General features: G+C 69.1%; 28 protein-coding genes, 1 tRNA gene and 1 pseudogene. 5 read left to right on the top strand and 25 right to left on the bottom strand.

Annotation, left to right across the window (positions count from 1 at the left end; genetic code table 11):
- From ACWDX9_RS15150 to ACWDX9_RS15130, 5 genes and pseudogenes are all read right to left on the bottom strand, one after another.
- Positions 1-707, bottom strand: a pseudogene (locus ACWDX9_RS15150) (DNA-directed RNA polymerase subunit beta); the annotation flags it as partial.
- 436 nt (positions 708-1,143) lie between these two features.
- Positions 1,144-1,641 (bottom strand): hypothetical protein, encoded by a 498-nt coding sequence (locus ACWDX9_RS15145; protein WP_449953655.1) that lies wholly within the window; start codon positions 1,639-1,641, stop codon positions 1,144-1,146.
- Positions 1,642-1,657: 16 nt separating this feature from the next.
- Positions 1,658-2,158, bottom strand: coding sequence for a hypothetical protein (locus ACWDX9_RS15140; protein ID WP_449953652.1), 501 nt, complete (start codon positions 2,156-2,158; stop codon positions 1,658-1,660).
- A 196-nt stretch (positions 2,159-2,354) separates the two neighbouring features.
- Positions 2,355-3,356 carry an ABC transporter ATP-binding protein gene (locus ACWDX9_RS15135; protein WP_364264813.1) on the bottom strand — a complete coding sequence of 334 codons (1,002 nt, stop codon included), beginning with the start codon at positions 3,354-3,356 and terminating at the stop codon, positions 2,355-2,357.
- 97 nt (positions 3,357-3,453) lie between these two features.
- Entirely contained in the window at positions 3,454-4,020 is a 567-nt protein-coding gene (locus ACWDX9_RS15130; RefSeq protein ID WP_449953648.1) for a TetR/AcrR family transcriptional regulator, read from the bottom strand.
- 90 nt (positions 4,021-4,110) lie between these two features.
- Here ACWDX9_RS15130 and ACWDX9_RS15125 point away from each other — a divergent pair, with 90 nt between their 5' ends.
- On the top strand, positions 4,111-4,518 hold the full coding sequence (locus ACWDX9_RS15125; RefSeq protein ID WP_449953646.1) for a nuclear transport factor 2 family protein: 408 nt from the start codon (positions 4,111-4,113) through the stop codon (positions 4,516-4,518).
- Here the strand turns inward: ACWDX9_RS15125 and ACWDX9_RS15120 are convergent.
- The 9 genes from ACWDX9_RS15120 to ACWDX9_RS15080 all read right to left on the bottom strand — a co-directional run bounded on the left by ACWDX9_RS15120 (position 4,505) and on the right by ACWDX9_RS15080 (position 11,903).
- Positions 4,505-6,394: an ArnT family glycosyltransferase gene (locus ACWDX9_RS15120; protein ID WP_449953643.1), complete on the bottom strand. Its 1,890-nt coding sequence runs from the start codon at positions 6,392-6,394 to the stop codon at positions 4,505-4,507. The genes ACWDX9_RS15125 and ACWDX9_RS15120 overlap by 14 nt on opposite strands.
- Before the next feature lie 145 nt (positions 6,395-6,539).
- Entirely contained in the window at positions 6,540-6,929 is a 390-nt protein-coding gene (gene rplL / locus ACWDX9_RS15115) for a 50S ribosomal protein L7/L12 (protein WP_350733420.1), read from the bottom strand.
- A 72-nt stretch (positions 6,930-7,001) separates the two neighbouring features.
- Positions 7,002-7,526: a 50S ribosomal protein L10 gene (rplJ, locus tag ACWDX9_RS15110; RefSeq protein WP_350733418.1), complete on the bottom strand. Its 525-nt coding sequence runs from the start codon at positions 7,524-7,526 to the stop codon at positions 7,002-7,004.
- A 240-nt stretch (positions 7,527-7,766) separates the two neighbouring features.
- The gene (locus ACWDX9_RS15105) at positions 7,767-8,588 is read right to left on the bottom strand and encodes an LppX_LprAFG lipoprotein (protein ID WP_449953640.1); all 822 of its coding nucleotides are present in this window, start codon (positions 8,586-8,588) and stop codon (positions 7,767-7,769) included.
- A 756-nt stretch (positions 8,589-9,344) separates the two neighbouring features.
- A complete protein-coding gene (gene rplA / locus ACWDX9_RS15100; protein ID WP_449953638.1) occupies positions 9,345-10,064 on the bottom strand; it encodes a 50S ribosomal protein L1 in 720 nt (239 codons plus the stop codon).
- A gap of 58 nt (positions 10,065-10,122) precedes the next feature.
- Entirely contained in the window at positions 10,123-10,554 is a 432-nt protein-coding gene (gene rplK, locus ACWDX9_RS15095; protein WP_138719455.1) for a 50S ribosomal protein L11, read from the bottom strand.
- Between the two features lie 121 nt (positions 10,555-10,675).
- Positions 10,676-11,440, bottom strand: coding sequence for a transcription termination/antitermination protein NusG (gene nusG / locus ACWDX9_RS15090; protein ID WP_350733413.1), 765 nt, complete (start codon positions 11,438-11,440; stop codon positions 10,676-10,678).
- Positions 11,441-11,506: 66 nt separating this feature from the next.
- Entirely contained in the window at positions 11,507-11,752 is a 246-nt protein-coding gene (gene secE, locus ACWDX9_RS15085; RefSeq protein WP_357725570.1) for a preprotein translocase subunit SecE, read from the bottom strand.
- 78 nt (positions 11,753-11,830) lie between these two features.
- A tRNA-Trp gene (locus tag ACWDX9_RS15080) sits at positions 11,831-11,903 on the bottom strand.
- Between the two features lie 161 nt (positions 11,904-12,064).
- On the opposite strand from ACWDX9_RS15080, the gene ACWDX9_RS15075 reads away from it, so the two are divergent.
- On the top strand, positions 12,065-13,273 hold the full coding sequence (locus ACWDX9_RS15075; RefSeq protein ID WP_449953636.1) for a pyridoxal phosphate-dependent aminotransferase: 1,209 nt from the start codon (positions 12,065-12,067) through the stop codon (positions 13,271-13,273).
- 4 nt (positions 13,274-13,277) lie between these two features.
- Here ACWDX9_RS15075 and ACWDX9_RS15070 read toward each other — a convergent pair whose 3' ends face one another.
- Genes ACWDX9_RS15070 through ACWDX9_RS15055 form a run of 4 tightly spaced genes read right to left on the bottom strand, consistent with a single transcriptional unit; the run spans position 13,278 to position 15,772 of the window.
- Positions 13,278-13,781, bottom strand: a complete 504-nt coding sequence (locus tag ACWDX9_RS15070) for a hypothetical protein (protein WP_449953634.1) — start codon at positions 13,779-13,781, stop codon at positions 13,278-13,280.
- A gap of 31 nt (positions 13,782-13,812) precedes the next feature.
- A complete protein-coding gene (locus ACWDX9_RS15065; RefSeq protein WP_449953631.1) occupies positions 13,813-14,352 on the bottom strand; it encodes a hypothetical protein in 540 nt (179 codons plus the stop codon).
- 41 nt (positions 14,353-14,393) lie between these two features.
- A complete protein-coding gene (locus ACWDX9_RS15060; RefSeq protein WP_449953630.1) occupies positions 14,394-15,275 on the bottom strand; it encodes a PASTA domain-containing protein in 882 nt (293 codons plus the stop codon).
- The gene (locus ACWDX9_RS15055) at positions 15,272-15,772 is read right to left on the bottom strand and encodes a SigE family RNA polymerase sigma factor (RefSeq protein WP_364264831.1); all 501 of its coding nucleotides are present in this window, start codon (positions 15,770-15,772) and stop codon (positions 15,272-15,274) included. The genes ACWDX9_RS15060 and ACWDX9_RS15055 overlap by 4 nt, the downstream gene beginning before the upstream one ends.
- A 69-nt stretch (positions 15,773-15,841) precedes the next feature.
- Between ACWDX9_RS15055 and ACWDX9_RS15050 the strand changes: the two genes are divergently transcribed.
- Entirely contained in the window at positions 15,842-16,864 is a 1,023-nt protein-coding gene (locus ACWDX9_RS15050; RefSeq protein WP_449953627.1) for an adenosine deaminase, read from the top strand.
- Here the strand turns inward: ACWDX9_RS15050 and ACWDX9_RS15045 are convergent.
- Positions 16,853-17,647, bottom strand: coding sequence for a hypothetical protein (locus ACWDX9_RS15045; protein WP_449953624.1), 795 nt, complete (start codon positions 17,645-17,647; stop codon positions 16,853-16,855). The genes ACWDX9_RS15050 and ACWDX9_RS15045 overlap by 12 nt on opposite strands.
- Positions 17,634-18,173, bottom strand: coding sequence for an RNA polymerase sigma factor (locus ACWDX9_RS15040; protein ID WP_449953621.1), 540 nt, complete (start codon positions 18,171-18,173; stop codon positions 17,634-17,636). Before ACWDX9_RS15040 ends, ACWDX9_RS15045 begins: the two co-directional genes overlap by 14 nt.
- A gap of 128 nt (positions 18,174-18,301) precedes the next feature.
- Here ACWDX9_RS15040 and ACWDX9_RS15035 point away from each other — a divergent pair, with 128 nt between their 5' ends.
- Positions 18,302-19,042: a class I SAM-dependent methyltransferase gene (locus tag ACWDX9_RS15035; RefSeq protein ID WP_350733398.1), complete on the top strand. Its 741-nt coding sequence runs from the start codon at positions 18,302-18,304 to the stop codon at positions 19,040-19,042.
- 3 nt (positions 19,043-19,045) lie between these two features.
- On the opposite strand, the gene ACWDX9_RS15030 is transcribed toward ACWDX9_RS15035, so the two are convergent.
- The 5 genes from ACWDX9_RS15030 to ACWDX9_RS15010 all read right to left on the bottom strand — a co-directional run bounded on the left by ACWDX9_RS15030 (position 19,046) and on the right by ACWDX9_RS15010 (position 25,514).
- Entirely contained in the window at positions 19,046-19,930 is an 885-nt protein-coding gene (locus ACWDX9_RS15030; protein ID WP_449953618.1) for a carbohydrate ABC transporter permease, read from the bottom strand.
- On the bottom strand, positions 19,930-20,814 hold the full coding sequence (locus tag ACWDX9_RS15025) for a carbohydrate ABC transporter permease (protein WP_449953615.1): 885 nt from the start codon (positions 20,812-20,814) through the stop codon (positions 19,930-19,932). Before ACWDX9_RS15025 ends, ACWDX9_RS15030 begins: the two co-directional genes overlap by 1 nt.
- A 66-nt stretch (positions 20,815-20,880) precedes the next feature.
- Complete coding sequence (locus tag ACWDX9_RS15020) at positions 20,881-22,149, bottom strand: extracellular solute-binding protein (RefSeq protein WP_350733392.1); 1,269 nt, start codon at positions 22,147-22,149, stop codon at positions 20,881-20,883.
- 206 nt (positions 22,150-22,355) lie between these two features.
- Complete coding sequence (locus ACWDX9_RS15015; RefSeq protein WP_397369242.1) at positions 22,356-24,227, bottom strand: acyl-CoA dehydrogenase family protein; 1,872 nt, start codon at positions 24,225-24,227, stop codon at positions 22,356-22,358.
- Positions 24,228-24,284: 57 nt separating this feature from the next.
- Entirely contained in the window at positions 24,285-25,514 is a 1,230-nt protein-coding gene (locus ACWDX9_RS15010) for an APC family permease (protein WP_449953611.1), read from the bottom strand.
- Positions 25,515-25,595: 81 nt separating this feature from the next.
- Here ACWDX9_RS15010 and ACWDX9_RS15005 point away from each other — a divergent pair, with 81 nt between their 5' ends.
- Positions 25,596-26,051 carry an Lrp/AsnC family transcriptional regulator gene (locus tag ACWDX9_RS15005; protein ID WP_185070549.1) on the top strand — a complete coding sequence of 152 codons (456 nt, stop codon included), beginning with the start codon at positions 25,596-25,598 and terminating at the stop codon, positions 26,049-26,051.
- Positions 26,052-26,105: the final 54 nt, after the last annotated feature.

Genomic DNA, 26,105 nt, shown 5'->3' with positions numbered 1-26,105 from the left:
CCGAACTTCTCGAGGATCTGCTCGCTGGTCCAGCCCAGCGCCTTGAGCAGCACCGTGACGGCCTGCTTGCGCTTGCGGTCGATGCGCACACCGACGCTGTCGCGCTTGTCGATCTCGAACTCCAGCCAGGCACCCCGCGACGGGATGACCTTGCAGCCGAACAGGTCCTTGTCGGACGTCTTGTCGACATTGCGTTCGAAGTAGACACCGGGCGAACGGACCAGCTGCGAGACTACGACACGCTCGGTGCCGTTGATGATGAATGTGCCCTTCGGCGTCATGAGCGGGAAATCGCCCATGAACACCGTCTGGCTCTTGATCTCACCGGTGGTGTTATTGATGAACTCCGCCGTCACGAACATCGGGGCGGAGAAGGTCATGTCCTTGTCTTTGCACTCATCTACTGAGTACTTCGGCGGCTCGAATCGGTGGTCGCGGAACGACAAGGACATGGTCCCCGAGAAGTCCTCGATCGGACTGATCTCTTCGAAGATCTCTTCGAGGCCCGACTGAGTCGGGACGTCCTTGCGCCCGGCCTGGCGAGCCGCCTCTACCCGGGCCTTCCACTTCTCGTTTCCGAGCAGCCAGTCGAACGACTCGGTCTGCAGAGCGAGAAGGTCAGGAACTTCGAGGGGCTCCTGGATGCGCGCGAATGACACGCGACGGGGACCAGCGGGTACGGCGGAGGCGTTGCGCGAGGCTGCCAACAGATGTCCTTCCGAGGGCTCGCGGCGGACTGACTACACGCACGCCAGACAACCTCGCAACGTGAGCAAGCGGAGCGGGTCGTCAAAGGGCAGCGCAAAGGGGCAGTGTAGCCGAACGGCACACGCCTGTCCACTTCGCTCTCGCTTCATGCTCCACGTTGGTCGCAGCATCGCCCGTTCAGGCGGAAACGTCAAGCCCACAAGCCCGACTTTTAGCCGACTAGGGGCCCGGACGCTGGGTTTTCTCCCCTGTGTGACCGGGCGCCTACCGCCAGGCCCAAGACGATACCCGCGAACGGGGGCGGTTAACGCTCCGTCACACCGGGGGCCGAACCCATGCCGACAACCGGTGTAGCTGTGACGGAGATACCCGCCCCAATGGCTTCGCTAAACCTGATTTTTGGTAACAATTGAACGAAGCGGCGCGCCGTGGGCGTCAGGCGGTCCCCAGCAGGGTCGACAGGTCGGCCACCAGCCAGCGTGATCCTTGCCGGACCATGACGAACCTGGCGCGGTTCTGAGTGAACTGTTGCTGTGGCACGGCCTCGCCCGGAACGTTCTTGACCATACCCGTGTTCACGAACAGCAGAACCTCTACGCGATCGGGCGCCGCCCGCTCGACCGCCGCCCCCGCCACGGCCGCGGTCTGCACGATCTTCTGCGCCTTGGCCCTGGACACCAGGGACGTGGTCAGCTCCTTGTAGTGCTTGGTCAACTCCCCGGTCGTGTGCGTCCCCGCCCGGGCCAGATCCTCCTCCACCGTCCGGTAGTCGTAGGAGAGCAGATCGGGCGCCACCTTCTTGGCCTCCGCCATCGCCTGCGTCCCGGCCGCGTCGGCCGCCCGCAGGTCGCGCAGGTTGAACCACATCGTGGGCACCAGCACCCCGGCCACCACCACGAGGATCCCCAGCAGCACGATCGTGACCGTCCTCACCTGGCCCTCCACCGCCTCATGTCACCTGCACCGCCTTGGACACCAGCCAGGCGCCGCCGACCTTGGCCAGCTCCATCGACCACCGGTAGTACCGCTCCTGCGGCGGGCTCTTGGAGCCGTCCCAGCGGATCTCCACGTCGGCCACGACCAGCACCTTGGCCGTGGCACCGGCCATGGAGGCCAGCCCCGTGGCACGCAGCACGCCGTGCTGGATGACCTTGTTCTCGACCGTGGTGGACTTGAGCTTGGCCGCGTTGGCCTCGTACTCCGCCCTGGCCGGCCCGGTCGAGGTGTCGAGGATGCGCTTGATGTCGGCGTCGACGGTCTTGTAGTCGAGCGAGATCAGGTTCTTCGCGTGGGTCCCCGCCGCCAGGAGCGCCGCCTGCTTGTCGCCTGCCCTGCCCTGCTCCTCGCGCGCCTGTGCGGCGATCCACACGCCCAGTCCGACCAGCACCGCGAGCACTCCGCTGAGCGCGGCGATCAGGATGCGGGCGGGCCGGGCGGCAAGTCCTGCCACGTCACTCACCCCTTCCCCAGCCGGTCGCCGGATCATAACCCCCGGCTTCGCGCTGGAGCCCCCGAACCAACCGAGACGGTAGAGGACGTGGCAGGAATCGGGCAACGAGCCCGGATCTCCCCGATATGCCCCCAGGCGGCCCTGAGTTGCCCGCTGACGGCCTGGCACCGCCGTACCTGACAGGAAAGTCAGGGGGTCACTGAACGCCGTGGAGGTAGGCGTTCACGAGGCGGGGATACTCCTCCAGCCAGTTGCGCCCGCGTTCGTCGACGAACGACCCCTGCGGCGGGATCACGCCGTTGGCCGCCAGCCACGTCCCCGGCGGCTGCTGCGAACGACGGATCCTGTTGCCGGTGGGCATGAGCTGCGGCGGGATCGGCGGCAGCATGCCGGGGTCGAGCCCCATCTGGGCCTCGGCCTCCAGCTCGGAGAGGTCCTTCTCCTCCGACATGCCGATGGGGCCGTGCCTCCTGGCGTTGAGGAACTGCCGCACCACCGGCTCATCGCTCGACAGCAGCATCTCGCGCGGGCCGAACATGACCAGCTCGCGCCTGAACAGCATCCCGATGCTGTCGGGGACCGTACGGGCGGTGTTGATGTCGTGTGTCACGATCAGGAACGTCGCCTCGATCTCGGCGTTGAGGTCGACGATGGTCTGGTTGAGCAGCGCGGTGCGGACCGGGTCGAGGCCGGAGTCGGGCTCGTCGAACAGGATGATCTCCGGGTCCAGCACCAGCGCCCTGGCCAGCCCCGCGCGCTTGCGCATGCCGCCGGAGATCTCCCCGGGCAGCTTGGACTCCGCGCCGACCAGGCCGACCAGCTCCACCTTCTCCATCACGATCTGGCGGATCTGCGACTCGGTTTTCTTGGTGTGCTCGCGCAGCGGGAAGGCGATGTTGTCGTAGAGGTTGAGCGAGCCGAACAGCGCCCCGTCCTGGAAGAGCACCCCGAACAGCCGGCGCAGCTCGTAGAGCTTGTTCTCGTTGCAGTTGGCCAGGTCGTAGCCGTCGATCCAGATGTGCCCGCGATCGGGCCGCAGCAGGCCCACCAGCGTCTTGAGGAAGACCGACTTCCCGGTGCCCGAGGGGCCGAGCAGGACGGAGATCTCGCCCGCGGGGAGCGTGAGCGAGACGTCCTCCCAGATGACCTGCCGGCCGAACGACTTGGTCAGCCCGTCGACCACGACCTCGACTCCCACTGGACACCTTCCGATCGCAGGCAGTATTCAGGGGCCTCTCAACCGTAACGGCGGCGGATCGAATTGGAACCCGTTCCAATAACTTGTTACGGCGCGGTTATGAGCCCTCCGGACCGGCGAGCGCCTGCAGGCCGGGCCGCAGCAGCCGGGCGATCTCCTCCTGCGGCACCCCGCGCAGCTCGTCGAGGTCGAGCAGCTGATGCCCGACGGTCACGCCGAGCATGATCATCATCATCAGCGCCGCCCGCAGCCTCGCGTCCTCGCCCGGTACGGCCTGGGCCAGCCGGTCGATCTGCTCGCCCAGCACCTTGCGCGCCGAGACGGCCGCCTCGGGGTGCGTGAGCATGGACCGCATCATGGCCAGCGAGCTCTGCGGCAGCTCGCCCAGCTTCAGGCCGAGCGTGCCGAGCACCTGCTCGACCGCCTCGTCGGCGCTCAGCGCGGCGTGCGCGACCGGCGCCACCCGCACGGCCCGCTGGAAGAGCTCCTGCTTGCTGCCGAAGTACTGCATCACGAGGGCGGGATCGACTTCGGCCCGCTTGGCGATGGCCCTGATGGTGGCCCGCTCGAACCCGACCTCGGCGAACAGCGCCCTGGCGGACTCCAGGATCCGCTCCTCGCTCCTGCGCCGCCGCTCGGCCCGCGGAAGCCCCTTCTCGACCACGCCCCGACTCTACATGCGTTGACCGACCTCGCCCATTCGCTCTACGCTCGTTGAGTCAACGCCTGTTGAGCAAACTGAGAGGGATTCCCCATGTCCATCGAAGAGATCGTCACCGCCTATCACGCGGCCATGCTCCACAAGTCCGCCGACGAACTGGCCGACCTCTACGCGGAGGACGCGCTGCACGAGTTCCCGTTCGGAGGGCTGGCGCCGTTCAAGGGGAGGGAGGAGATCCGCGCCGGGTACCGGGCGATGTGGGGCGCGATGCCGTTCAGGCCCGACGAGGTACGGCGCGTCTCGCTCCACCGGGCGACCGACCCGGAGGTCGTGCTGGTGGAGCAGGACACGTCCGTCACGGTCGCCGGGCAGTTGATCACCGTCCCGGGCCTGCTCGTGCTCAGGATCAGGAACGGCCTGATCATCCACACCAGGGACTACATGGACACCGGCGCCGTCACCCAGGTCCGCGCCGCCGCAGCCGCGCTCAAGCCTGCGTGAGGTCGAAGACCGTCGTCCCTCCCACGGTGGTGGCGGTGAAGGTCTCCTGCACCCAGGCCGCGATCCGGGCCGCGTCGTCGCTGCCGGCCGTGCTGCGGCCGCCCATCCCCATCCCCATCCCCGTGCCGATGAAGTAATGGATCTTCTTCTCGGCGACGTACTGCTTGAACTGCCCCAGCGTCGGCGCGGGGTCGGTGCCGTTGAAGCCGCCCACCGCCATCACCGGCCCGCCGGCGGCCAGCTGGTAGCCGGCCGCGTTGTTGGAGCCCACCGTCGCCGCCACCCACGTGTACGCGGAGGCGTCCGTCTTCAGCAGCGCGGTCAGCTCGGCGGCCGGGGTGCCCGCGTTGAGCAGCCCGCCCATGCCGCCGCGCCCCATCCCCCGGCCACCGGGCGGCGCCTGGAACGCCTGACGGCCAGGTGACCCGACGTTCCCGGGCATCCGCCGGAACTGCCGGCCGCCGCCCCCGAACCCGCCGGGCCCGCCGAAGCCCCTGCCACCGGTGGAGGGCCCCGCCGTCGGAATGGCTCCGGTGTGCGCCGACGAGGCCGTGTCCACCGCGTACGCGGCCGGACCCGCAAGGGACGCCAGGCACGCCACCGCGGCGACGGCCACCACGACCAGCGCCCGGCGCACGAACAACATCGCCAGGGCCGCCCCCAGCCCCGCCACCAGCACGACCACGCCCAGCCAGGAGTTCCACTCCGCGCTGCGCGACAGCAGCACGTACGACCACACGGCCGTACCGGCCGTGACCACCGCCAGCGACCGGTACGCCCGCCGCTCCCACAGGACGGCCGCTCCCATGCCCACCAGCACCGCGATCGCCGGCGCCAGGGCCACGGTGTAGTACGCGTGGAAGATGCCCTGCATCAGGCTGAAGACCAGCCCGGTCACGATCAGCCAGCTCCCCCAGACCCAGGTGGCGGCCCGGACCGGATCGACCCGCGGCGCCCGCCGCGTGACCCAGGTGACGGCGGCCAGGAGCACCAGCGCCGCCGGAAGCAGCCAGGCGATCTGCCCGCCCGCCTCGGTGTCGAACAGCCGCAGCCACCCGGCCTGCTGGTTCAGGTTGCCCAGCCCGCCGTAGTCACCGCCGTTGAGCCGCCCGATCCCGTTGTAGCCGAGCGCCAGCTCCAGCACGCTGTTGGTCTGGGACCCCCCGATGTACGGCCGCTCGGAGGCCGGCACCAGCGCCACCGCCAGCACCCACCACCCGGCCGAGACCACCATGGCCACCCCGGCCAGCGACAACTGCCACATCCGCCGCCAGAACGGCACCGGCGCCGTGACGAGATAAACCAGGGCGAACCCCGGCAACACCAGGAACGCCTGCAACATCTTCGCCAGGAACGCGAACCCGATCGCCGCCCCCGCCAGCGCCAGCCACCGCGTGGCCCCGCGTTCCTGCGCCCGCACCACGCAGTACCCGGCGGCCGTCAGCAGCAGCACCAGCAGCGCGTCGGGGTTGTTGAACCTGAACATCAGCACGGCCACCGGCGTCAGCGCCATCACGGTCCCGGCCAGCAGCCCGGCCCACACGTTGGCCAACCTGCGCACGGACGCGTACACCAGCGCCACCGTGCCGACGCCCATGAGCGCCTGAGGAATGAGAATGGCCCAGGAATTGAGCCCGAACAGCCGCACGCTGAGCGCCATCGGCCACAGGGAGGCGGGCGTCTTGTCGACGGTTATCGCGTTCGCGGCGTCGGAGGACCCGAAGAAGAACGCCGTCCAGCTCTGGCTGCCCGCCTGAACGGCCGCCGAATAGAACGAATTTGCCCATCCGGAGGCGCCGAGGCCCCAGATGTAGAGCACTCCGGTGCCAATGAGCAGGGCGGTCAGCGCCCAACGGGACTTCGCTTCGGTAACCACAGCTCGCACGCTAGGCAAGCCGCTTCGCGGCGCGATGAGACGGACATGAGAATCTCCTGAGCGAGGCCGCTCAGGGCACGAAAAAGGGGCGGCGGACATCCGGCACCAGGATGTCCCCGCCCCTTTTCAGCGAACAGAAACCGTCTTACTTGACGGTCACGGTGGCGCCGGCGCCCTCGAGGGCAGCCTTGGCCTTCTCCGCCTGCTCCTTGTTGACCTTGCCGTCGAAGACAGCCTTGGGAGCGCCGTCCACCAGGTCCTTGGCCTCCTTGAGGCCCAGGGACGTGAGGGCGCGGATCTCCTTGATGACCTGGATCTTCTTGTCGCCGGCAGCCTCGAGGATGACGTCGAACTCGTCCTGCTCCTCAACGGCCGGGGCCTCGGCGCCACCCGCGGGGGCGGCGGCGGCAACGGCGACGGGGGCGGCGGCCTTGACGTCGAAGACCTCTTCGAACTGCTTCACGAACTCGGACAGCTCGAGGAGGGTCATCTCCTTGAACGCGTCGAGCAGCTCGTCGGTGCTGAGCTTCGCCATGATGCTTTTTCCTTACGTTCGGGACTTGCTGAAACTAGAAACGGGACCGCGGGTGTTGCGGCAACCCCCGTGTTACTCGCCCGCCTCGTCGCGCTTCGCGCGCAGGGCGTCGGCCAGCTGAGCCATCTGCGTGGGGAGCGCGGCGAACACAGCAGCGGCAGCGCTCTGCTTCGCCTTGAGCGCGCCAGCAAGCTTCGCGAGGAGGACCTCGCGGGACTCGAGGTCGGCGAGCTTGGTGATCTCGGTGGCGTCGAGCGTCTTGCCCTCGAGGACACCGCCCTTGATCACCAGAAGGGGATTGGCCTTGGCGAAGTCACGCAGACCCTTGGCGGCCTCGACAACGTCGCCGTTGACGAAGGCGATCGCGGTCGGACCGGCGAGCAGGTCATCGAGACCCGAGAATCCGGCCTGGTTGGCCGCAATCTTGGTCAGGGTGTTCTTCGCCACGGCGAACTTCGCATTCTCACCGAGAGACTTACGCAGCTCCTTGAGCTGCGCGACGGTGAGACCGCGGTACTCGGTCAGAACGGCGGCAGCGCTGCCTTCGAACTCACTCTTGAGCTCGGCAACCGCTGTCGCCTTATCCGCCCTCGCCATGGGCCTCCTTCCAGATGTGCCGCCGGCGAAGGCCCTGAAAATGAGAACAGCCCCGGGCGCAGGGCGCACACGGGGCTCACGCACATGGGTCACACCATGTGGGAAACTCGCATCACACCTGCGCGGGCCGTCCACAAGATGTGGATCCTTCGGTCGCCAGGCATTGAGGCACCTGACGACGACCGGCGGTCTTCGGCAACGACCAGACTACGTCCTGGCCGCCGAGTTTCCAAATCGTTCTCAGTTGGTGGTGCCCTTGGGCATCTCTCCGACCTGGTCAGCGGGCGGGGCCTCGATGCTCACCGGCTCGTTGAAGCCCTTGAAGAGCAGGGTGGCGTCGAGCGTGGCGCCTTCCTTGGAGCCGTTCAGCGCGAGCTTGCGCGGCAGGCCGTCGGAGGCCACCCAGATGTCGAACTTGACGTCCTTGAGCTCCGCCAGGTTCGTACGCGCCTGCTCCTGCTGGTCGGCGGGCAGCAGCTGCACGGCCGCGTCCACCGGGAACGTGCCGCTGTAGTGCGTGGTGTCCGTACCGTTGACGCTCTCGTTGCCGGCCGACTTCACGTCCTGCGAAGCCGTGACGAGCTTGGTCACGTTGCCCAGGTCGAACTGCTGGATCTTGCTCAGGTAGTCGTTCACCTGCGAGGAGTCGCCCATCTCGCTGAGCGATACCTTGATCCACGGCTTGGTCGCGCCCACGAGGTCCTTGAGCGCCTCCACCTTGACGTAGACGGTGTCGCCCTGCAGCACGGCGCGCACGCCGCCCGGCAGGCTCTTCCCGCCCATGTCGACGGTGTCCAGGGTGAGGTCCACGGCGAGCTGGGGCTTGCTCTGGTAGAGCATGCGTCCCTGCACCTTGCCGGAGCCCTCCTGCGGGTGCGTGACGTTCACCACGGCGTCGACCGTGTAGCTGCTGACCTCGGAGGTCTTCTGCGCGGCCTGCGCGAGCACCTCAGAGGCGGCCAGGTTGACCTGGATGGGCTGGGCGTTCGATCCACAACCGGCGACCGCCGCCACGACGAGCGCGGCACCGGCCGCAGTGAGTCCTATCGTGCGCTTCAGCATGTCTTGACCCTACTTTTAAGTGGCATCGCCGTAGCGACTTCCCCTCATAAATAAGGGAAAACCCAGGGTTATCCCCCACACCCCTCACACATTCCCTGCACAACTCGACTCAGCCCAGGCCCACCTGCCTGAAGACCTCGGGTGAGCCATTCCAGCCCGGCGCCGCGAGCCGGAAAGCCACCACACCGCGATCACGGCCCTGCCCACCGCCCGAGCGACCCCACCCACCGCCCGAGCGCACCCGACGCCGCCGCACGCGCCCCCTCGAGGCATTCAGCCCCGCGCGGGGCCGCCTGCGCGAGGCGAAAGGCCGCCATCGCTATCACGGCCCCCACCGCCTGAGCGCAACCGACAGCGCCACACACGCCCGCCCAAAGCCACCGGCAAGCCACATCGAGGCGCCCGGCCCCGCGCGGATCCCCAGGCGCGGGTGGGCTGTGGTGGGGCGTGAGCTGCGGCGCGGGTGGGCCGTGGTGTGGGTGGCCGTGGTGTGGGTGGCCGTCGTGCGGGCGGGCCATGGGTGGCCGTCGTGCGGGCGGGCCGTGCCGCAGATGCCCGCAGCGCGGGTCCGATGAGGCACAGGGCGCGTGAATCCGGGCGTTCGTCCCGCGCCGCTCGGCGGCGGTCCCCGTACGGCGGGGCCGTGGCCACGGCCCTCCACGGGAAAGCGGCTCGCCGCGCGGGAAACCACGGCCTGCCCCAGGAAAAAGAAAGAGCCCCGCCCGAAACCGGGCGAGGCTCAATCAGAAAAAACGCTTACGCGTCGAGGTCAGCGGTGAGGCCGCGCGTGACGTTCGGGTCGACCGGGACGCCGGGGCCCATGGTCGTGGAGAACGTGACCTTCTTCAGGTAGCGCCCCTTGGCCGCGGACGGCTTGAGACGCAGCACCTCGTCAAGGGCGGCGGCGTAGTTCTCGATGAGCTGGCGCTCGCCGAACGACGTCTTGCCGATGATGAAGTGGAGGTTGGCCTGGCGGTCGGTGCGGAACTCGATCTTGCCGCCCTTGATCTCCGTGACGGCCTTGGCGACGTCGGGCGTCACCGTGCCGGTCTTGGGGTTGGGCATGAGACCACGCGGGCCGAGCACGCGGCCCAGGCGACCAACCTTGCCCATCATGTCGGGCGTGGCCACCACGGCGTCGAACTCGTTGAGCCGGTTGCCCTTGGAGATCTCGTCGATCAGCTCGTCGGCGCCGACGATGTCGGCGCCCGCCTCGCGGGCCGCCTCGGCACGGTCACCGGTCGCGAAGACCAGGACCCGGGCGGTCTTGCCGGTGCCGTGCGGGAGGTTGACCGTGCCGCGCACGATCTGGTCGGCCTTACGAGGGTCGACGCCCAGCCGCAGCGCGACCTCGACGGTGGCGTCGAACTTGGTGGTCGACGTCTCCTTGGCCAGCTTCGCTGCCTCGACGGGCGTGTAGAGCTTGTCGCGGTCGACCTTGCCGGCCGCGTCCTTGTGCGCCTTGCTGCGCTTCATTGCTAACTCCTAGTGGTACGCGGGCCCGAGGGCCCTCCCACAACGTCTGGAAAGGGTGTTACTCGGCGACGGTGATGCCCATCGACCGGGCGGTGCCGGCGATGATCTTCTCGGCCGCCTCGATGTCGTTGGCGTTGAGGTCGGGCATCTTCGTCTCGGCGATGCTGCGCAGCTGCTCGCGGCTGAGCTTGCCCACCTTGTCGCGGTGCGGGACCGCGCTGCCCTTGTCGAGACCCAGGGCCTTCTTGATCAGCTCAGGCGCCGGCGGCGTCTTCGTGATGAAGGTGAAGCTGCGGTCTTCGAAAATGGTGATCTCAACGGGGATGATGTTGCCCCGCTGGGACTCCGTCGCAGCGTTGTACTGCTTGACGAAGTCCATGATGTTCACACCGTGGGGACCGAGCGCGGTACCCACCGGCGGCGCCGGGGTGGCCTGTCCAGCGGGGAGCTGGACCTTCACCAGAGCGGCGATTTTCTTCTTCGGAGGCATTTGTCCTTCTCCGGGTCCTGATTGCGATGCCTGTCAGGGCCAGCGGATTGCAGCCCTGACACGTCGGAGGCCGCCCTCATGATCAGGCGGCCGACCGAACGTCTCAGTGTATGTGATTGTCCTAGATCTTCGAGACCTGGTTGAACGAGAGCTCAACCGGGGTCTCGCGGCCGAAGATCGAGACGAGCACCTTGAGCTTCTGCGACTCGGGGCTGATCTCGCTCACCGAGGCCGGCAGGGTGGCGAACGGGCCGTCCATGACCGTGACGGACTCGCCGATCTCGAACTCGACCGCGGGGCCGGCGCTCGCCTTGGAGGCGGCCTTCTTGGTCTCCTCGGTCGGCTCGGGCGCCAGCAGCTTGGCGACCTCGTCGAGGCTGAGCGGGCTCGGCTTGTTGGACAGGCCGACGAAGCCGGTCACACCGGGCGTGTTACGCACGGCGGCCCAGGACTCGTCGGTCAGCTCCATGCGCACCAGCACGTAGCCGGGCAGCACGCGCTCCTTGACCGGCACCTTCTTGCCGCTCTTGAACTCCTGGACGGTGTGCGTCGGCACCTCGACCTGGTAGATGTAGTCTTCCATGTTGAGCGACACGTTGCGGCTCTCGATGTTGGACTTCACGCGATTCTCGTAACCGGCGTAGGAGTGGATGACGTACCACTCACCGGGAAGGCCGCGCAGCGAGCTCTTGAACTCCTCGACGGGATCGACGTCGGGAAGAACCGTCTCGTCCTCGACGTCGGAAGCCTCGGCTGCCTCGTCGCTCTCCGCGACCTCGGCCTCCTCCTGGAGCTCCGCCTCCTCGGCGGACTCCTCAGTGGCCTCTTCCAGCTCGTCGTCCCACTCCTCGCGGGACTCGCCGGCCGGAACTGAAGACTCGGACACGGTGACTCTTCCTCTTTCGTCGTATCGAACTGGCGACTCCGTCAGCTGTCACCGGCGGCGTCTCGATCAGCCGCCGCCGAAGACCTTGAGGACTGCCCATCCCAGGGCGCTGTCGAGCCCGTACACGATCGCCACCATGATCAGAACGAATACCAGAACGACCGTGGTGTAGGTGATGAGATCCTTGCGTGTCGGCCAGATGACCTTGCGGAGCTCGTTGACGACCTGCCGATAGAAAAGGGCAGGCGAAGTGCGCGTCTTCTTCTCGCCACTCGGCTTGTCTGCGGTCTCGCCGCGCGTGTCGATCGCCACAGTCCTCACCTGAATCTGTCGTATCCAACGCAGTTTTGCGGCGCGCTTACACGCCCATTATTGCGCGGACCGCACTCGCAGGGCACGAGGGACTCGAACCCCCAACCGCCGGTTTTGGAGACCGGTGCGCTACCAATTGCGCCAGTGCCCTATGTCGCTAGACCAGACTACCCTGATCGACCCACTGCCTGGACCGAACCGCTCACCGACATGCGGTGCGGAAGGACCGATCGAAAGCATACGGGTGATTGCCGGGTACGTCGAACCCAATCCCGATCGCCCAGGTCACCGAGCACATGGGACCATGGAACCATGTCCACCCGACCCCGCGTCTCCGCGAGAATCTCCGCTATTTCCGAGTCCGCCACGCTCGCCGTGGACGCCAAGGCCAAGGCGATGAAGGCGGCCGGGCGGCCCGTCATCGGCTTCGGCGCGGGCGAGCCCGACTTCCCGACGCCCGGCTACATCGTCGAGGCGGCGATCCAGGCCGCCCGCGAGCCGCGCTTCCACAAGTACACGCCGGCGGGCGGCCTGCCCGAGCTCAAGCAGGCCATCGCCGACAAGACCCGGCGCGACTCCGGCTACGCGGTCGAGGCCTCGCAGGTGCTGGTCACCAACGGCGGCAAGCAGGCGGTCTACGAGGCGTTCGCGACGCTGCTCGACCCGGGCGACGAGGTCCTGGTGGTGGCGCCCTACTGGACCACCTATCCCGAGGCGATCAAGCTGGCCGGCGGCGTGCAGGTCGACGTCGTGACCGACGAGTCCACCGGCTACCTGGCGAGCGTCGAGCAGCTGGAGGCCGCGCGCACCGAGCGGACGAAGGTCCTGCTGTTCGTCTCGCCGTGCAACCCGACGGGCGCCGTCTACTCCCGCGAGCAGACGGAGGCGATCGGCCGCTGGGCGGCCGAGCACGGCCTGTGGGTCGTCACGGACGAGATCTACGAGCACCTCGTGTACGGCGGCGCCGAGTTCACCAGCATCGCCACGGCCGTGCCCGAGCTGGGCGACCGGGTCGTGATCCTCAACGGCGTGGCCAAGACCTACGCGATGACCGGCTGGCGCGTGGGCTGGCTGATCGGCCCCGCCGACGTGGTCAAGGCGGCCACCAACCTGCAGTCCCACGCCACCTCCAACGTCGCCAACGTCTCCCAGGTGGCCGCGCTGGCCGCCGTGTCCGGCGACCTGTCGGCGGTGGCGGAGATGCGCACGGCGTTCGACCGGCGCCGCCAGACGATGGTCCGGATGCTCAACGAGATCCCGGGCGTGTTCTGCCCGGAACCGAAGGGGGCGTTCTACGCGTACCCGTCGGTCAAGGAGCTGATCGGCAAGGAACTGCGCGGCCGGCGGCCGCAGTCGTCCGGAGAGCTGGCCGAGCTGATCCTGGAGGAGGCCGAGGTGGCGGTGGTGCCGGGCGAGGCGTTCGGGACGCCGGGCTACTTCCGCCTGTCGTACGCGCTGGGCGACGACGACCTGGTCGAGGGCGTCAGCCGGGTGGCCAAGCTGCTGTCAGAGGCGCACTAGTCGTTCAGGGTGCCTGGTCCAGGGCGACGCCGGCGGCGACGTGCCTGATCTGGGCGGCCAGGCCGGGCGTCGCGGCGATGTAGACCGCGGTGCCCGGCCGCTGCAGCCACATGAAGTTGCGCACGCCGGTGCGCGTGTTCCAGCGCAGCGCCGGCATGCCCCGGTACGTCGTCAGCGACGACCTGGCGACCAGCGTGACGAACTCCTCGGCGGTCCGCGCCCCGCACACGACGCCGACGTACATCTGCTCGTCCTCGCGCCGCCAGATCACGCCCTTGGCCTCCAGCGGGCGGGTGAGCGAGCCCAGGCGGCCGAACGAGCCCGCCCTGGTCATCCCCTCGGGCATGGTGGGCAGCCCCACCGTGGTCTGGCCGCAGGCCAGCCGGACGCCGCGGTGCGGGACGTGCGCGGAGGACGGCGGCGAGGCGATCGCCTCGGGCGCGGGCACGTCGTCCGCGCCGCACCCGCCCAGCGCGAACATGAGGAGCACCGCTGCCAGACGCCGCATCGACCCCCCAAGGAACGCATGGAAAAGGCTCTTAGTCTCCTACAGGACTCTTGACTGAGGCAGCAATTGCCACCAGTTCGCCACCGAGGGAATCGCTGACCCGGATCCACGCCCCCGTGCCCGCGCGCTCCATCCAGATGATCATCCGGCCGCCGTTCGGATGCCTGCCGACCACGGCGGGCCTGCCGCGCACGGTGACGGGGCGGGCGTCGAGCAGGGCGGCCTTCCTGGTGTAGCTCACCCAGTCGGCGGCGGGCTCGACCTGGGCCTCCACGTACCGCTCGGCCGAGCCGAACCTGGCCCACGACCCCTTCGGCTTGACGGACCCCCCGCCGCTGCGCTCCAGCCCCGCGGGGAGGTAGGTGAGCCAGAGATCGTCGGAGACCACCGCGAGGGTGGCCTCGGCGACGGAGGCCCCGACCATGACAGGGCCCTCCACAGGGGCCGGGCGCGGACGCCCGAACCCCGAGGAGAAGAGCGCGTAGATGATCAGAGATGTCGCCGCGAAGGCCAGCGCCGTGAGCGCCGCGCGGCCTCCCTGCCCGATGCCGGCAGGCCCCTCAGGGATCATGCAAGGTTGATCCCCCGTTCGGCCTCATCCGTACCGCCTGTTCAGCCGGTCGCGCGGATGCCTGCCGCGATCTTCCTGGCCTCGGCCGGGCCGTCCACGTCCTTGGCGTAGTCGGGGCTGATGCACACCTCGACCGCGAGCCCGTCGCGCAGCTTCCAGGCGATCGTGAGCGTGCCCTCCGACACGACCTCGCCGCCCTCGCCGAGCGTCGCCAGGCGCGCCTTCGCGCCGCCGATGTCCACGGTCTCGGCGCCGGCCTTGGGGAAGCGGGCGATGGCGTTCTTGGCGGCCTCTCCCTCGAACACGATCACCTGTACGGAGTAGCGCCCCGGCTCGTTGCCCGGCTTGTCATAGGTGGTGGTGAAACTGTGCTTGCCGAACCCGTCCTTGCCCGACCACTTGCCCCATTCGAGCCCTTCCGGCAGGTAATCCAGGCGGATGCCGCCGAACTCCCGCCCGTCACCCAGATCACCCAGATCCTGCGGCATGGTGACAGGCGGCGGCTCCAGGGTGAGCTCGACATGGCTGCCGGGCGCGACCTGCTCCCCGGCCGCGGGCTTCTGCCCGATCACCCGGTTGTTCCGCACCTCCTCCGCCGCCATGTCGGCCAGCAGCCCGGCCGCGCGCAGCAGGGGCACCGCCTCGGTGACGGGCTTGCCCGTCACGTCCGGCACGGTCACGTCGTTCCGCACCACGGCCCGGTCCTGACCGGTCGCGGCCTCCCCGCCGGCGGGTTCCCCGGAGTTCAGCGCCACGGGCACGGCCACCGCCACCGCCGCCGTGACGAGCGCCGCGCCCGCCACGCGGAAACGGAGCACGCGGGAGCGGTTGCGGCGCCGTACGGACCTGCCCAGGTCCGGCGGGGCCTGCACGTCGGAGACGTGCGCCCGCATGGCGTCCGCGAGGTCGTCCTCGATCCTCATCTGGTCACTTCCTTTGCGACAGTCATGTTTTCGCGGACCCTGGCGAGCCCCCGCGCCGCCTGGCTCTTCACGGTCCCGACCGAGCAGCCCAGCAGGGCCGCGGTGTCCCCTTCCGACTGGTCCTCCCAGTAGCGCAGGACGAGCACGGCCCGCATCTTGGGCGGCAGCCTGCGCAGCTCCCTGATGAGCGCGTGGCGCAGGTCCAGGTCGGGAGTGTCGGCGGCGGTCTCCGGCGGCCGGGCGAAGGTGATCTCCTGCACGATCTTGCGCCGCCGCGCCTTGCTGATCGCCGCGTTCACGACGACCTTGCGCGCGTAGGCCTCCGGGTTGTCCCATCTGATCCGCGGCCAGTGCCGGTAGACCTTCTCCAGCGCGTGCTGCACCAGGTCCTCGGCGTCGTGCTCGGTCGCTCCGCAGACCAGGATCGCGGTGCGCAGCAGCGAGGTGCTCCGGGCGGCCAGGAACTCGTCGAAGGCCGCTTCATCGTCATCTGTCATGAGCGAAGGTCCCCTTTCGCCCTCCCCAACGCGCGAAGCGGTCCCGGGGTTGAGTGGCAAGATATGCAAATGGCAAGGCCCCTGAACACGCTGCCCAAGGCGCATCTACACCTGCATTTCACCGGATCGATGCGGCATTCCACGCTTATCGAGCTGGCCAGGGAACAGGGGCTGCACCTGCCGGACGCGCTGGAGGAGGACTGGCCGCCCCAGCTGCGGGCCACCGACGAGCGCGGGTGGTTCAGGTTCCAGCGGCTGTACGACATCGCCAGGTCCGTGCTGACCCGTTCCGAGCACGTCTACCGGCTGCTGCGCGAGACGGCCGAGGACGAGGCGGCGGCCGGGTCCCGGTGGCTGGAGATCCAGGTGGACCCGTCGGGGTACGCGCAGCGGTTCGGCGGGCTGACGGCGACGCTGGAGCTGACGCTGGACGCGGCGCGCCTGGCGGCCGAGCACGCGGGGATCGGGATCGCGGTGGTCGTGGCGGCCAACAGGACCCGCCACCCGCTCGACGCGAACACGCTGGCCCGGCTCGCCACCCAGTACGCCGGCAAGGGCGTGGTGGGGTTCGGGCTGTCCAACGACGAGCGGCGGGGCGCGGCGAGGGACTTCGAGCGGGCGTTCAGGATCGCCAAGCGGGGCGGGCTGCTGTCCGTGCCGCACGGGGGCGAGCTGCTGGGGCCGCGCAGCGTGGCGCAGTGCGTGGACGACCTGGACGCGGACCGGGTCGGGCACGGGGTGCGGGCGGCGGAGGACGAGCGGCTCATGCACCGGCTGGCCGACCGGCAGATCTGCTGCGAGGTCTGCCCCACCTCCAACGTGGGCCTGGGGGTGGCCGAGCGGGCCGCCGACGTGCCGCTGCGGCGGCTGTTCGACGCGGGCGTGCCGATCGCCCTGGGGTCCGACGACCCGCTGCTGTTCGGCGCGCGGCTGCTGAGCCAGTACGAGCTGGCCAGGGACGTCTACGGCTTCAGCGACGCGGAGCTGGCCGAGCTGGCCCGCCAGTCCGTACGCTCCTCCGCGGCCCCCGAGCCGGTGCGCAAGGAGCTGCTCGCGGGCGTGGACCAGTGGCTGACGAGCTCACCCGAGTGACGTGGCGACGCGGACGGCCTCTTCCTCGGTCTTGACGCCTTCCAGGCGGTAGTTCAGGGCGTCCTGCTGCCAGATGAGGGTGGGGCCCGCCTGGCGCAGGGGGATCTCGGTGCCGTCCTGGCGGATGAGGTAGCCGAGGGGGTGCGCCCCCGGGATCCACCAGGCCTGGTACGGCCCGACCTTGGTGTAGTCGGGCCAGGGCGGGCCGAGCTTCTTGAAGAGCACCGGGTCCAGGCCGCCGTCGAACTGGTCGAGCCGGACGCCGCCCGGCCAGAACATCGACACGACCCGGCCCCTGTCGGACACCGTGGTGCGCTCGGGCTCCCCCAGCGCCTTCGGCGTCCTGACCCGGAACTTCACCTCGGCCTTCAGGCCGTCCTGGTCCACGGGGTGCTCGTACGGCAGGGGCGTGACGCTGGTGACGGCCCTGGGCGGCGCGTCGCCGATCCGGAGCTCGATCCCGGCGAAGCGCAGGATCCGTACCACCGCCGCCCGCCCCTGGGGGGTCGCGGCCGTGATCGCGATGACGACGAGGACGACGGCCGTGACGACCTTCCACCTCGCGCGCCGGCGGCGGCGCACCGGGGAGTGCGGCCGGACGGGGCCGCTGACGGGGCCATGGGCCGGATCGGGCACCTCACCGCGCGAAGCCTCGTCCGGAGCCTCCAGGCGGGCGCGTACGGCCGCGGCGACGTCGGCGGGCGGCGGGCCGGGGACGTCCAGGAGGTCGCCGAGCGCCAGGAGTTCGGCCTCCAGGTCGTCGAAAGGCTCACGCGAGTTCATTGCCCACCTCCTCCCTCAGCCGGGCCAGCCCCCGATGCGTGCTGGACTTGACGGTGCCCACGGGCCAGTCGAGCACCTGCGCCGTCTCCGCCTCGGTCAGCTGTAAGAAGTACCGGCAGACGACGGCCTGGCGTTCCCGCTCGGGCAGCCGGCGTACCGCCTCCAGCAGGCGCGAGCGCCGGTCCCCGGCCACCGCGGTGCCCTCGGGGTCGTCGGGCGCGGTCAGGGACGCCGTGGCGCTCAACCGTAAGGCCAGCTCGGAGCGGCGCCCCCGCGACCGGGTCAGGTTGTGGGTCTCGTTGGCCACGATCCGCAGCAGCCAGGGGCGGAACGGCGAGTCCCTGCGGAAGCCCGGCAGATGCCGGAACGCCTTGACGAACGCCTCCTGCACCACGTCCTCGGCCTCGTCCCCCGCCCCCAGCATGAAAGCGGTACGGTGGGCGAGCGCGCTGTAGCGGGCGACCAGCACCTCATAGGCGGCTTGGTCACCGGCGAGCGAGCGCTCGATCGCCTCGTCGTCGTCCATGGCGAGTCAGATTCCACCCCATTCGAGGTGCCCCGGGGAAGGGTCTTTCGCGTATCGGGTGAACGTCACCAGTGATCGGGGCATTAGACTCGGGCAATCCATGAGCCCCCCCGAGAAGGAACGGGACTATGTCTGGGTATGACCGTGTAGTGCAACCGGCGGCCGGTGACGAGGCCCTGGAGAACCACCTAGGTGGGGACGAGGCCAAGAACTATCGGCAGTACGAGCTGGACATGGTCGCCCCGCATGTCGGCCGTTCGATGCTGGAGATCGGCTCCGGCCTCGGCCACTTCGCCGAGGCGTTCCTGCCGCGACTCGACAGGCTGGTCGTGAGCGACTTCGACCCCTACTGCGTCGAGCAGCTGGAAAAGCGGTTCGCGGGCCGCGACGACATCGACGTCCTGCAGTTCGGGCTGCCGACGAACATCCCGCTTGAGGACAAGGTCGACACCGTCGTCATGATGAACGTCCTGGAGCACATCGAGGACGACGCCGAGGCGCTGCGCTCGCTGGCCCGGGTCACGCTGCCGGGCGGGCGGATCATCATCTGGGTCCCCGGCTACATGCAGCTCTACGGAGACTTCGACCGCAAGGTGGGCCACGTCCAGCGCTACACGCCCAAGACGCTCGGCGCGACGGTCGCCAAGGCGGGCCTGGACATCGAGGTGCTCAAGCCGATCAACTTCCTGGGCGGCATCGCCTGGTGGGCCGCCGTGCGCCGGGGCGGCGTCGGCTACCCCGACCCGCGCCTGGTCAAGATCTACGACCGTACGGTGGTCCCGACGACCCGCTTCATCGAGCGGTTCATCAGGCCACCGTTCGGCCAGACGGTCTTCTGCGTGGCACGGGTGCCCCAGCCCAAGGCGTAGGCGCTACTTGATCGACCCGGCCGTGAGGCCGCCCACCACCTTCCGCTCGATCAGCGCGAAGAGGATGATCACGGGGATGGTGGCGATCACCGACCCGGCGAACAGGTTCTGCCAGTCCACCTGGTACTGACCGATGAACGAGTTGAGCGCCACCGTGAGCGGCTGGTTCTCCGGCGTCGTGGTCAGGGTCAGGGCGACCACGAACTCGTTCCAGGCGGCGATGAAGGTGAAGATCAGCGCCGTGATGACGCCGGGCAGGGCCAGCGGCAGCGTGATCCTGAACAGCGCCCCGAAGCGCCCGTTCCCGTCGATGAACGCCGCCTCCTCCAGCTCGCGCGGGATCGAGGCGAAGTACGCGTTCAGGATCCACACCGCGAACGCCAGGTTGAACCCGCCGTTCACGAGGATCAGCGACCAGATCGAGTCCACCAGCCCGAACTGGAAGAACTCGCGGTAGATGCCGACCAGCATGGCCGTGGGCTGGAACATCTGGGTGATCAGCACGAGGATCAGGAAGGCCGTGCGCCCCCTGAAGTTGTGCCGGGCCGAGTAGTACGCGGCCGGCAGCGCCACCAGGAGCACCAGCACGGTCGAGCCGCCGGCGACCTTGAGCGTCACCCACAGGTTGCCGGCCAGGCCGCCGGCCCAGAAGTTGGCGAGGTTCGACCACACCCACTCCTTCGGCCAGAACGACACCTCGCGCAGCGACTCCTGCGAGCGCAGCGAGGTGAGCAGCATCACCACGTACGGGAACAGGAAGACGAACGCGACGACGTACGCGGCGGCCGCGACGAGCACGGTCTTGAGCTTCGGCATCCTGCGCCGCGCCGACGGCCTGACGTGCTGCCGCGGCCGGGTGGCCTGCGACGGCAGGGTCTTGATCGCCATCACGCCACCTCCTTGTTCCAGCGGGAGACCTTGAGGAAGATCGCGGTCAGGATGATCACCATGCCGAAGTTGACGACGGACATGGCCGCCGACTCGCCGATGTTCGAGCCCTTGAGGATGAACATGAGGATCGTCGAGGTGGCCGTGGAGTAGCCGGGCTGGCCGTGTGTCATGGCCCAGATGATCGGGAAGCTGTTGAAGACGTTCATGACGTTGATGAGCGCGGCCACGGTGAGCGCGGGCCGCAGCAGCGGCAGCGTGATCGACCAGTACGTCCGGAACCGGGTGGCTCCGTCCATCTTGGCCGCCTCATAGACGTCGGCGGGGATCGTCGCCAGCCCGGCCAGCAGCGCGTACGTGGTGAACGGCACCGACACGAAGACGGCCACGAACACCAGCCACGGCATCGCGGTGGAGGCGTCGCCGAGCTGGTCGGCCGAGGCCCCGCCCATCGCGTCGATCAGCCCCAGCTTCAGTCGGATCTGGTTGATCACGCCGACCTCGGGGTCGAGCATCCACTTGAAGATGATCGCCGTCATCAGCACCGACGCGGCCCACGGCGCGATCAGCGCCCACCGGGCCGCCTTGCGCAGCGGGAAGTTCTGGTTGAACAGCTGGGCGAGGGCCAGCGAGATCAGCACGGTGAGCGCGACGACCGCGACCACCCAGATCACGCTGCGGACCATGATGTCGGCGAAGTCCTTCTCGCCGAACAGCTTCTCGTAGTTCGCGAGGCCGTTGCCCCCCTGGACCACCCCGAACCGGCTGATCTTGAGGAACGACGACCTGATCATCTCGATCACGGGCCAGAGCACGACCAGCGCGATCAGCACCACGGCGGGCCCGACCCACGCGAGGGGTTCCAGGGCGCGCAACCTTCTCATGAGCAACCTTCCAAGACGGTGCGGCCGGCACCGCGGAGAGCGCCGGCCGCACGGGCCCCCGACGTATCAGCCGGCCGCTTCGGCGGTCTTCTGCAGCTCACCGAGGACCTTGGCCGGGTCGTCCTTGACGGCCCCGCCGATGGTCTGCTTGATGGCCGGGTTCACCTCGGCCCACTTGGGGTCCTGGAAGGGGTAGAAGCTGGCGTTGGGCAGCGCGTCGAGGAACGGCTTGAGCTTCTCGTCGCCCGACAGCTTCTGGATGCCGCCGTTGGTGACGGGCAGCAGCTTGTACGTGTCCGAGATCTTCTGGGCGGCGCTGCCGGTGTAGAAGAAGTCGAAGAACTTCTTGATCTCGGCGCCGTGGCCGTTCTTGTTGAACGCCATGATCCAGTCCATGACGCCGAGCGTGGTGTCGAGCGGGCCGCTCTTGCCGGGGATCGGCGCGACGCCGTAGTTCTTCAGCCCGGCCGCGTCGAAGATCGGGATGGACATGGGGCCGCCGTTGACCATGCCGACCTTGCCCGCGCCGAAGTCCTCCCAGACCGTCTTACGGTCCTTGGTGCCCGGGTTGGGGGTGGTCAGGCCCGCGTCGACCAGGCCCTTCATGTACGTGAAGGTCTCGACGTTCTGCGGCGAGTTGATCGCCCACTTGCCGGAGGCGTCCTTGTAGCCGCCGCCGTTGCCCAGCATCCACAGGAACGACTCGCCCTGGGCCTCCTCCTGGCCAAGAGGCAGGCCGAACGGCTGCGTGACGCCGGCCTTCTTCAGCTTCTCGGCGTCGGCCTTCAGCTCGTCCCAGGTCTTCGGCGGCTCGGCGATGCCGGCCTTCTGGAACAGGTCCTTGTTGTAGAACAGCGCCCGCGCGGAGGAGACGAACGGGATGCCGTACGCGGTGCCGTCGACCTTGCCGAACTCGGCGAACTTCTGCAGCATGTCGCCCGAGACGTTCGGCGACAGCACCTCGTCCACCTTGTAGAGCAGCCCGTCCTTGACGAAGCCGGAGTAGTCGCCGGTCTGCAGGATGTCGGGCACCTGGCCGTTCTGGACCATGGTGGCGACCTGCTTGTCGATGTCGTTCCAGTTGATGACCTGGACGTCGACCTTGATGTTCGGGTTGGCCGCCTGGAACTCGTCCACGACGCCCTTCCAGAACGTCTCGCCCGAGTTCGGCTTGCCGGGGCCGTCGCCGTAGTCGGCGGCGACCATCTTCAGGGTGACCGGCCCGCCGCCCGACGCCTGCGTGTTGCCTCCGCCACCGCCGGAACCGCCGGAGCCGCAGCTGGACAGGACCAGCATCGTGGCAAGGCCGAGAGCGGCGCCGCCCACAAGCTTCATGTTCACTGGAGATACCGCCTTCTCGTCGGACGGGTGCTGGTCCGTACCAGCCAACGGACCCCGTCCTGGGGGATGGGGCACGCGAGCGTACAGCTCGACGCGTTTGCGCCAGCGTAAGCCTGGATCGACAAGCCGGTCTATACCGGCTCGTATCAGTTTGAAAACGCTGAGGGTCGGAAAACCTCACAACCGGTCTAGACCGGGCGTCAGAGGATCTTTCTCCGGACGCTCTCCCCACCCTGCGGCGTGCCGATCCACGGGCCCTCGATGGAGGGGTCGAGGATGCCTTCCTCGACGAACCCGTAGCGGCCGTCGAGCACGTAGCCGGCCAGCCGCACGTCGCCCGCGTCGCTGTTGTCCCAGAGCCGGTCGAACAGCGCGTCCACGCGGCGTCGTGCCTGGTGGCAGAAGGTGTCGGCGAGCTCGTACGGCCGTCGCCCGAGGTCCCTGGAGTCCTCCTCCGCCTTGACGCACACGGCGGTCATGGCGAACAGCTCGGCCCCGATGTCCACGAGCCTGCCGAGGAACGACTGCTTGTGCTCCAGCCGGCCCTGCCAGCGCGACATGCCGTAGAAGGTGGACCTGGCCAGCTTGCGGCTGGTCCGCTCCACGAAGCGCAGGTGCGCGGCCAGCGGGCCGAAGTCGCCGTACGACGCGGGCAGGTTGCCGGTGCCCGCCACCAGCGTGGGCAGCCACCTGGCGTAGAAGCCGCCGGCCCGGCGCAGGGCCTGGGCGCGTTCCTGGCGGGAGGCCTCCGGGTTGATCAGCTCCCCGGCGGCCGACAGGTGCGCGTCCACCGCCTCCCGGGTGATCATCAGGCGCATGATCTCCGAGGAGCCCTCGAAGATGCGGTTGATGCGGGAGTCGCGCAGCATCTGCTCGGCGGGCACGCCGCGCTCGCCGCGCGCCACGAGCGACTCGGCGGTCTCGTAGCCGCGCCCGCCTCTGATCTGGACCAGCTCGTCGAGCGCCTGGTACGACAGCTCCGACGCGTACAGCTTGGCCAGCGCCGCCTCGATCCTGATGTCGTTGCGCTGGTCGTCGGCCAGGCGGCTGGTGAGCTCGCAGAGGGCTTCGAGCGCGTACGCGGTCGCCGCGATGAACGCGATCTTCGTGGCCACGGCCTCGTGCTCGCCGACCTTGCGCCCCCACTGCACGCGCTCGTTGCCCCACTCGCGGGCGATCTTGACGGCCCACTTGGCGTTGCCCGCGCACGTGGCCGGCAGCGACAGGCGGCCGGTGTTGAGCGTGGTCAGGGCGATCTTCAGCCCCTGCCCCTCGCGCCCGATCAGGTTCTTGGCCGGCACCCTGACCTGGGAGAACTCGGTGACCCCGTTCTCGATGCCGCGCAGCCCCATGAAGCCGTTGCGCCGCTTGACCGTGATGCCGGGAGAGTCGGCCTCGACCACGAACGCGCTGATCTTCTTGCCGGTCCTGGCCATGACCACCAGGAGGTCGGCGACGACGCCGTTCGTCGTCCACAACTTGACGCCGTCGAGCACGTAGTCGTCGCCGTCGCGGACGGCGGTGGTGGACAGGCGCGCCGGGTCGGAGCCCACGTCGGGCTCGGTCAGCAGGAACGCGGAGATCTCGCCCGCCGCGCACCTCGGCAGGAACTCCCGCTTCTGCTCCTCGGTCCCGAACAGCTTGAGCGGCTGCGGCACCCCGATCGACTGGTGCGCCGACAGCAGCGTGGCCAGCGCCGGGCAGTAGGAGCCGACGAGCATGAGGGTGCGGCAGTAGTACAGGTAGGGCAGCCCGAGCCCGCCGTACTCCTCGCCGATCGTGATCCCGAAGGCCCCGAGCGCCGCGAGCCCCTTGACCACCTCGTCGGGCACCTGCGCGGTCCGCTCGATGAGCGCGGGATCGACATGGGCGTCGAGGTAGCGCCGCACCGCCCTGACGAACTCCTCACCCCGTTTGGTCGCCTCTTCGGACAGCGTCGGCACGGGGTACACGAGATCCAGCCGGTAGTCACCGAGGAAGAGCTGCTTGGCGAAGCTCGGCCGCGTCCACTCCTTCTCGCGGGCCTGCTCGCCGACCTCCCTGGACTCCGCGTACTTGGCGTGCTCGGTCATAGCACCTCCCGACGATCCGCCGTCCTGTGCTAGGAGTACTGCCCGCCTGACGGCGCCTCATCGCTCGATTCTGTACGAACGGCGAACATTCGCTTTCAGAGCCCCGATCGCCACCAGGGCGAGCACGGCGGGCACCACGAGATAGGCACCGCAGAACACCAGCGCCACGAGCGACAGCCCGGCGCCCACCACGGCCGTGTTCCGGTGCCGCCCCGCGGGCAGCATCCGCACGGCCGCCACCACGCCCGCCGCCGTGACCGCGGCCAGGCAGGCCGAGGTGGCCCGCATGAGCAGGTCCAGATCCACCGCCCACACCAGCACGGGCACGCTGAGCATGGCAAGCAGCCCCAGGCTCCGGTACGGCGTCTCGCCCGGCGCCCCGCCCTTGGCGAACCAGCCCGGCAGCGCCCCGTCCCTGGCCATGGCCGCGCCCAGCCGGGAGGCCCCGGCGAGGTAGGTGTTGACCGCGCCGAAGGTCAGCAGCACCGCCACCACCCCGGTGACGGGCCGCGCGGCCGGCCCTATGCCGGTCTCCAGCATGGCGGTGAGCGGCACGCCGGTCATGCCGGGGCCGAGCACGCCGACGGAGGTGACCGACACGCCCACGTACAGGATCCCGATCACGACGAGCGTCACCGCGGTGGCCCGGACCAGGCCGTTCCCCTTGCCGGCGAACTCGGCCGACAGGTGGCTGGCCGCCTCCCAGCCGACGAAGGCGAACAGGAGCACGCCGGCCGCGTCCGCCACGCCCGCGGCGCCGTACGGGGCGAAGGGGGTGAAGTTGCCCGGGTCGGCGTGCGGCGCGGCGGTGATCACGGCCGTGGCCAGGAGCGCGACGAGCAGGATGACGAAGCCGATCTGCAACCGTCCCGAGGTGCGCAGCCCGGCGGCGTTGGCGGCGAAGGCGGCTCCCAGGATCAGGCAGGCGGCCAGGGTGGCGTCCATGCCCAGCGTGGCCTCGACGTACTGGCCGCCGACCAGCGCGCCGGCGACGGTGCCGATGGGGACCGCGCCGTAGAACCACCAGCCGACCACGGCGGAGGCGTGCCGGCCGAACGCGAGCCCGGCGACGCTCGCCACTCCCCCGCCGTCGGGGTATCTGGCGCCGAGCGCGGCGAAGGTCAGCGCGACGGGGACGCTCAGCGCGAGCAGCCCGGCCCAGGCCAGCACGGACGCGGGCCCCGCGGCAGCGGCGGCGAGGTGCGGCAGCACCAGCATCCCCGGCCCCAGGACCGCCCCGACCAGCAGTGCCGTGCCGTGTCCTGCGCCTATGCGATGTTCCGACATGCAGCCGAAACTAATGCACTCATTCGGCGCCAACCCCTGTCAGTCGAACGAATGGCCGGAACCACATGACACCATCCACTCATGGACGAACTTGATTCGGAAATCGTGCGGCTGCTCCAAACGGATGCGCGGCAGTCCAACCGGGAGCTGGCCCGGCAGCTCGGCGTCGCACCCTCCACCTGTCTGGAGCGGGTCAGGTCGCTCACCCGGCGCGGCGTGATCCGCGGCTACCACGCCGAGATCGACCCGGCCGCGCTCAACCGGAGCGTGCAGGCCATGGTCTCGGTCCAGGTACGGCCGCTGAGCCGGGCGGTGATCAACGCGTTCAAGTCGTCGGCGGCGGCGATGCCGGAGGTGCTGAGCGTGTTCGTGCTGGCGGGCGGGGACGACTTCCTCCTGCACGTGGCGGTGCAGGACCTGGACCACCTGCACTCGTTCCTGCTCGACCGGCTGAGCAAGCGCAAGGAGATCGTCGGCTTCCGCACGTCGGTGATCTTCCAGCAGGTGCACAACACCGTCCCGGAGCGTCTGACCTGACTTTCGTCAGGGGTGGCACTGGACGGTCGGCCGATCCGGAGGACGGGGGCGACT

It is taken from the genome of Nonomuraea sp. NPDC003201, from assembly GCF_053590415.1.
This window is presented reverse-complemented; position numbering and strand designations above follow the sequence as displayed.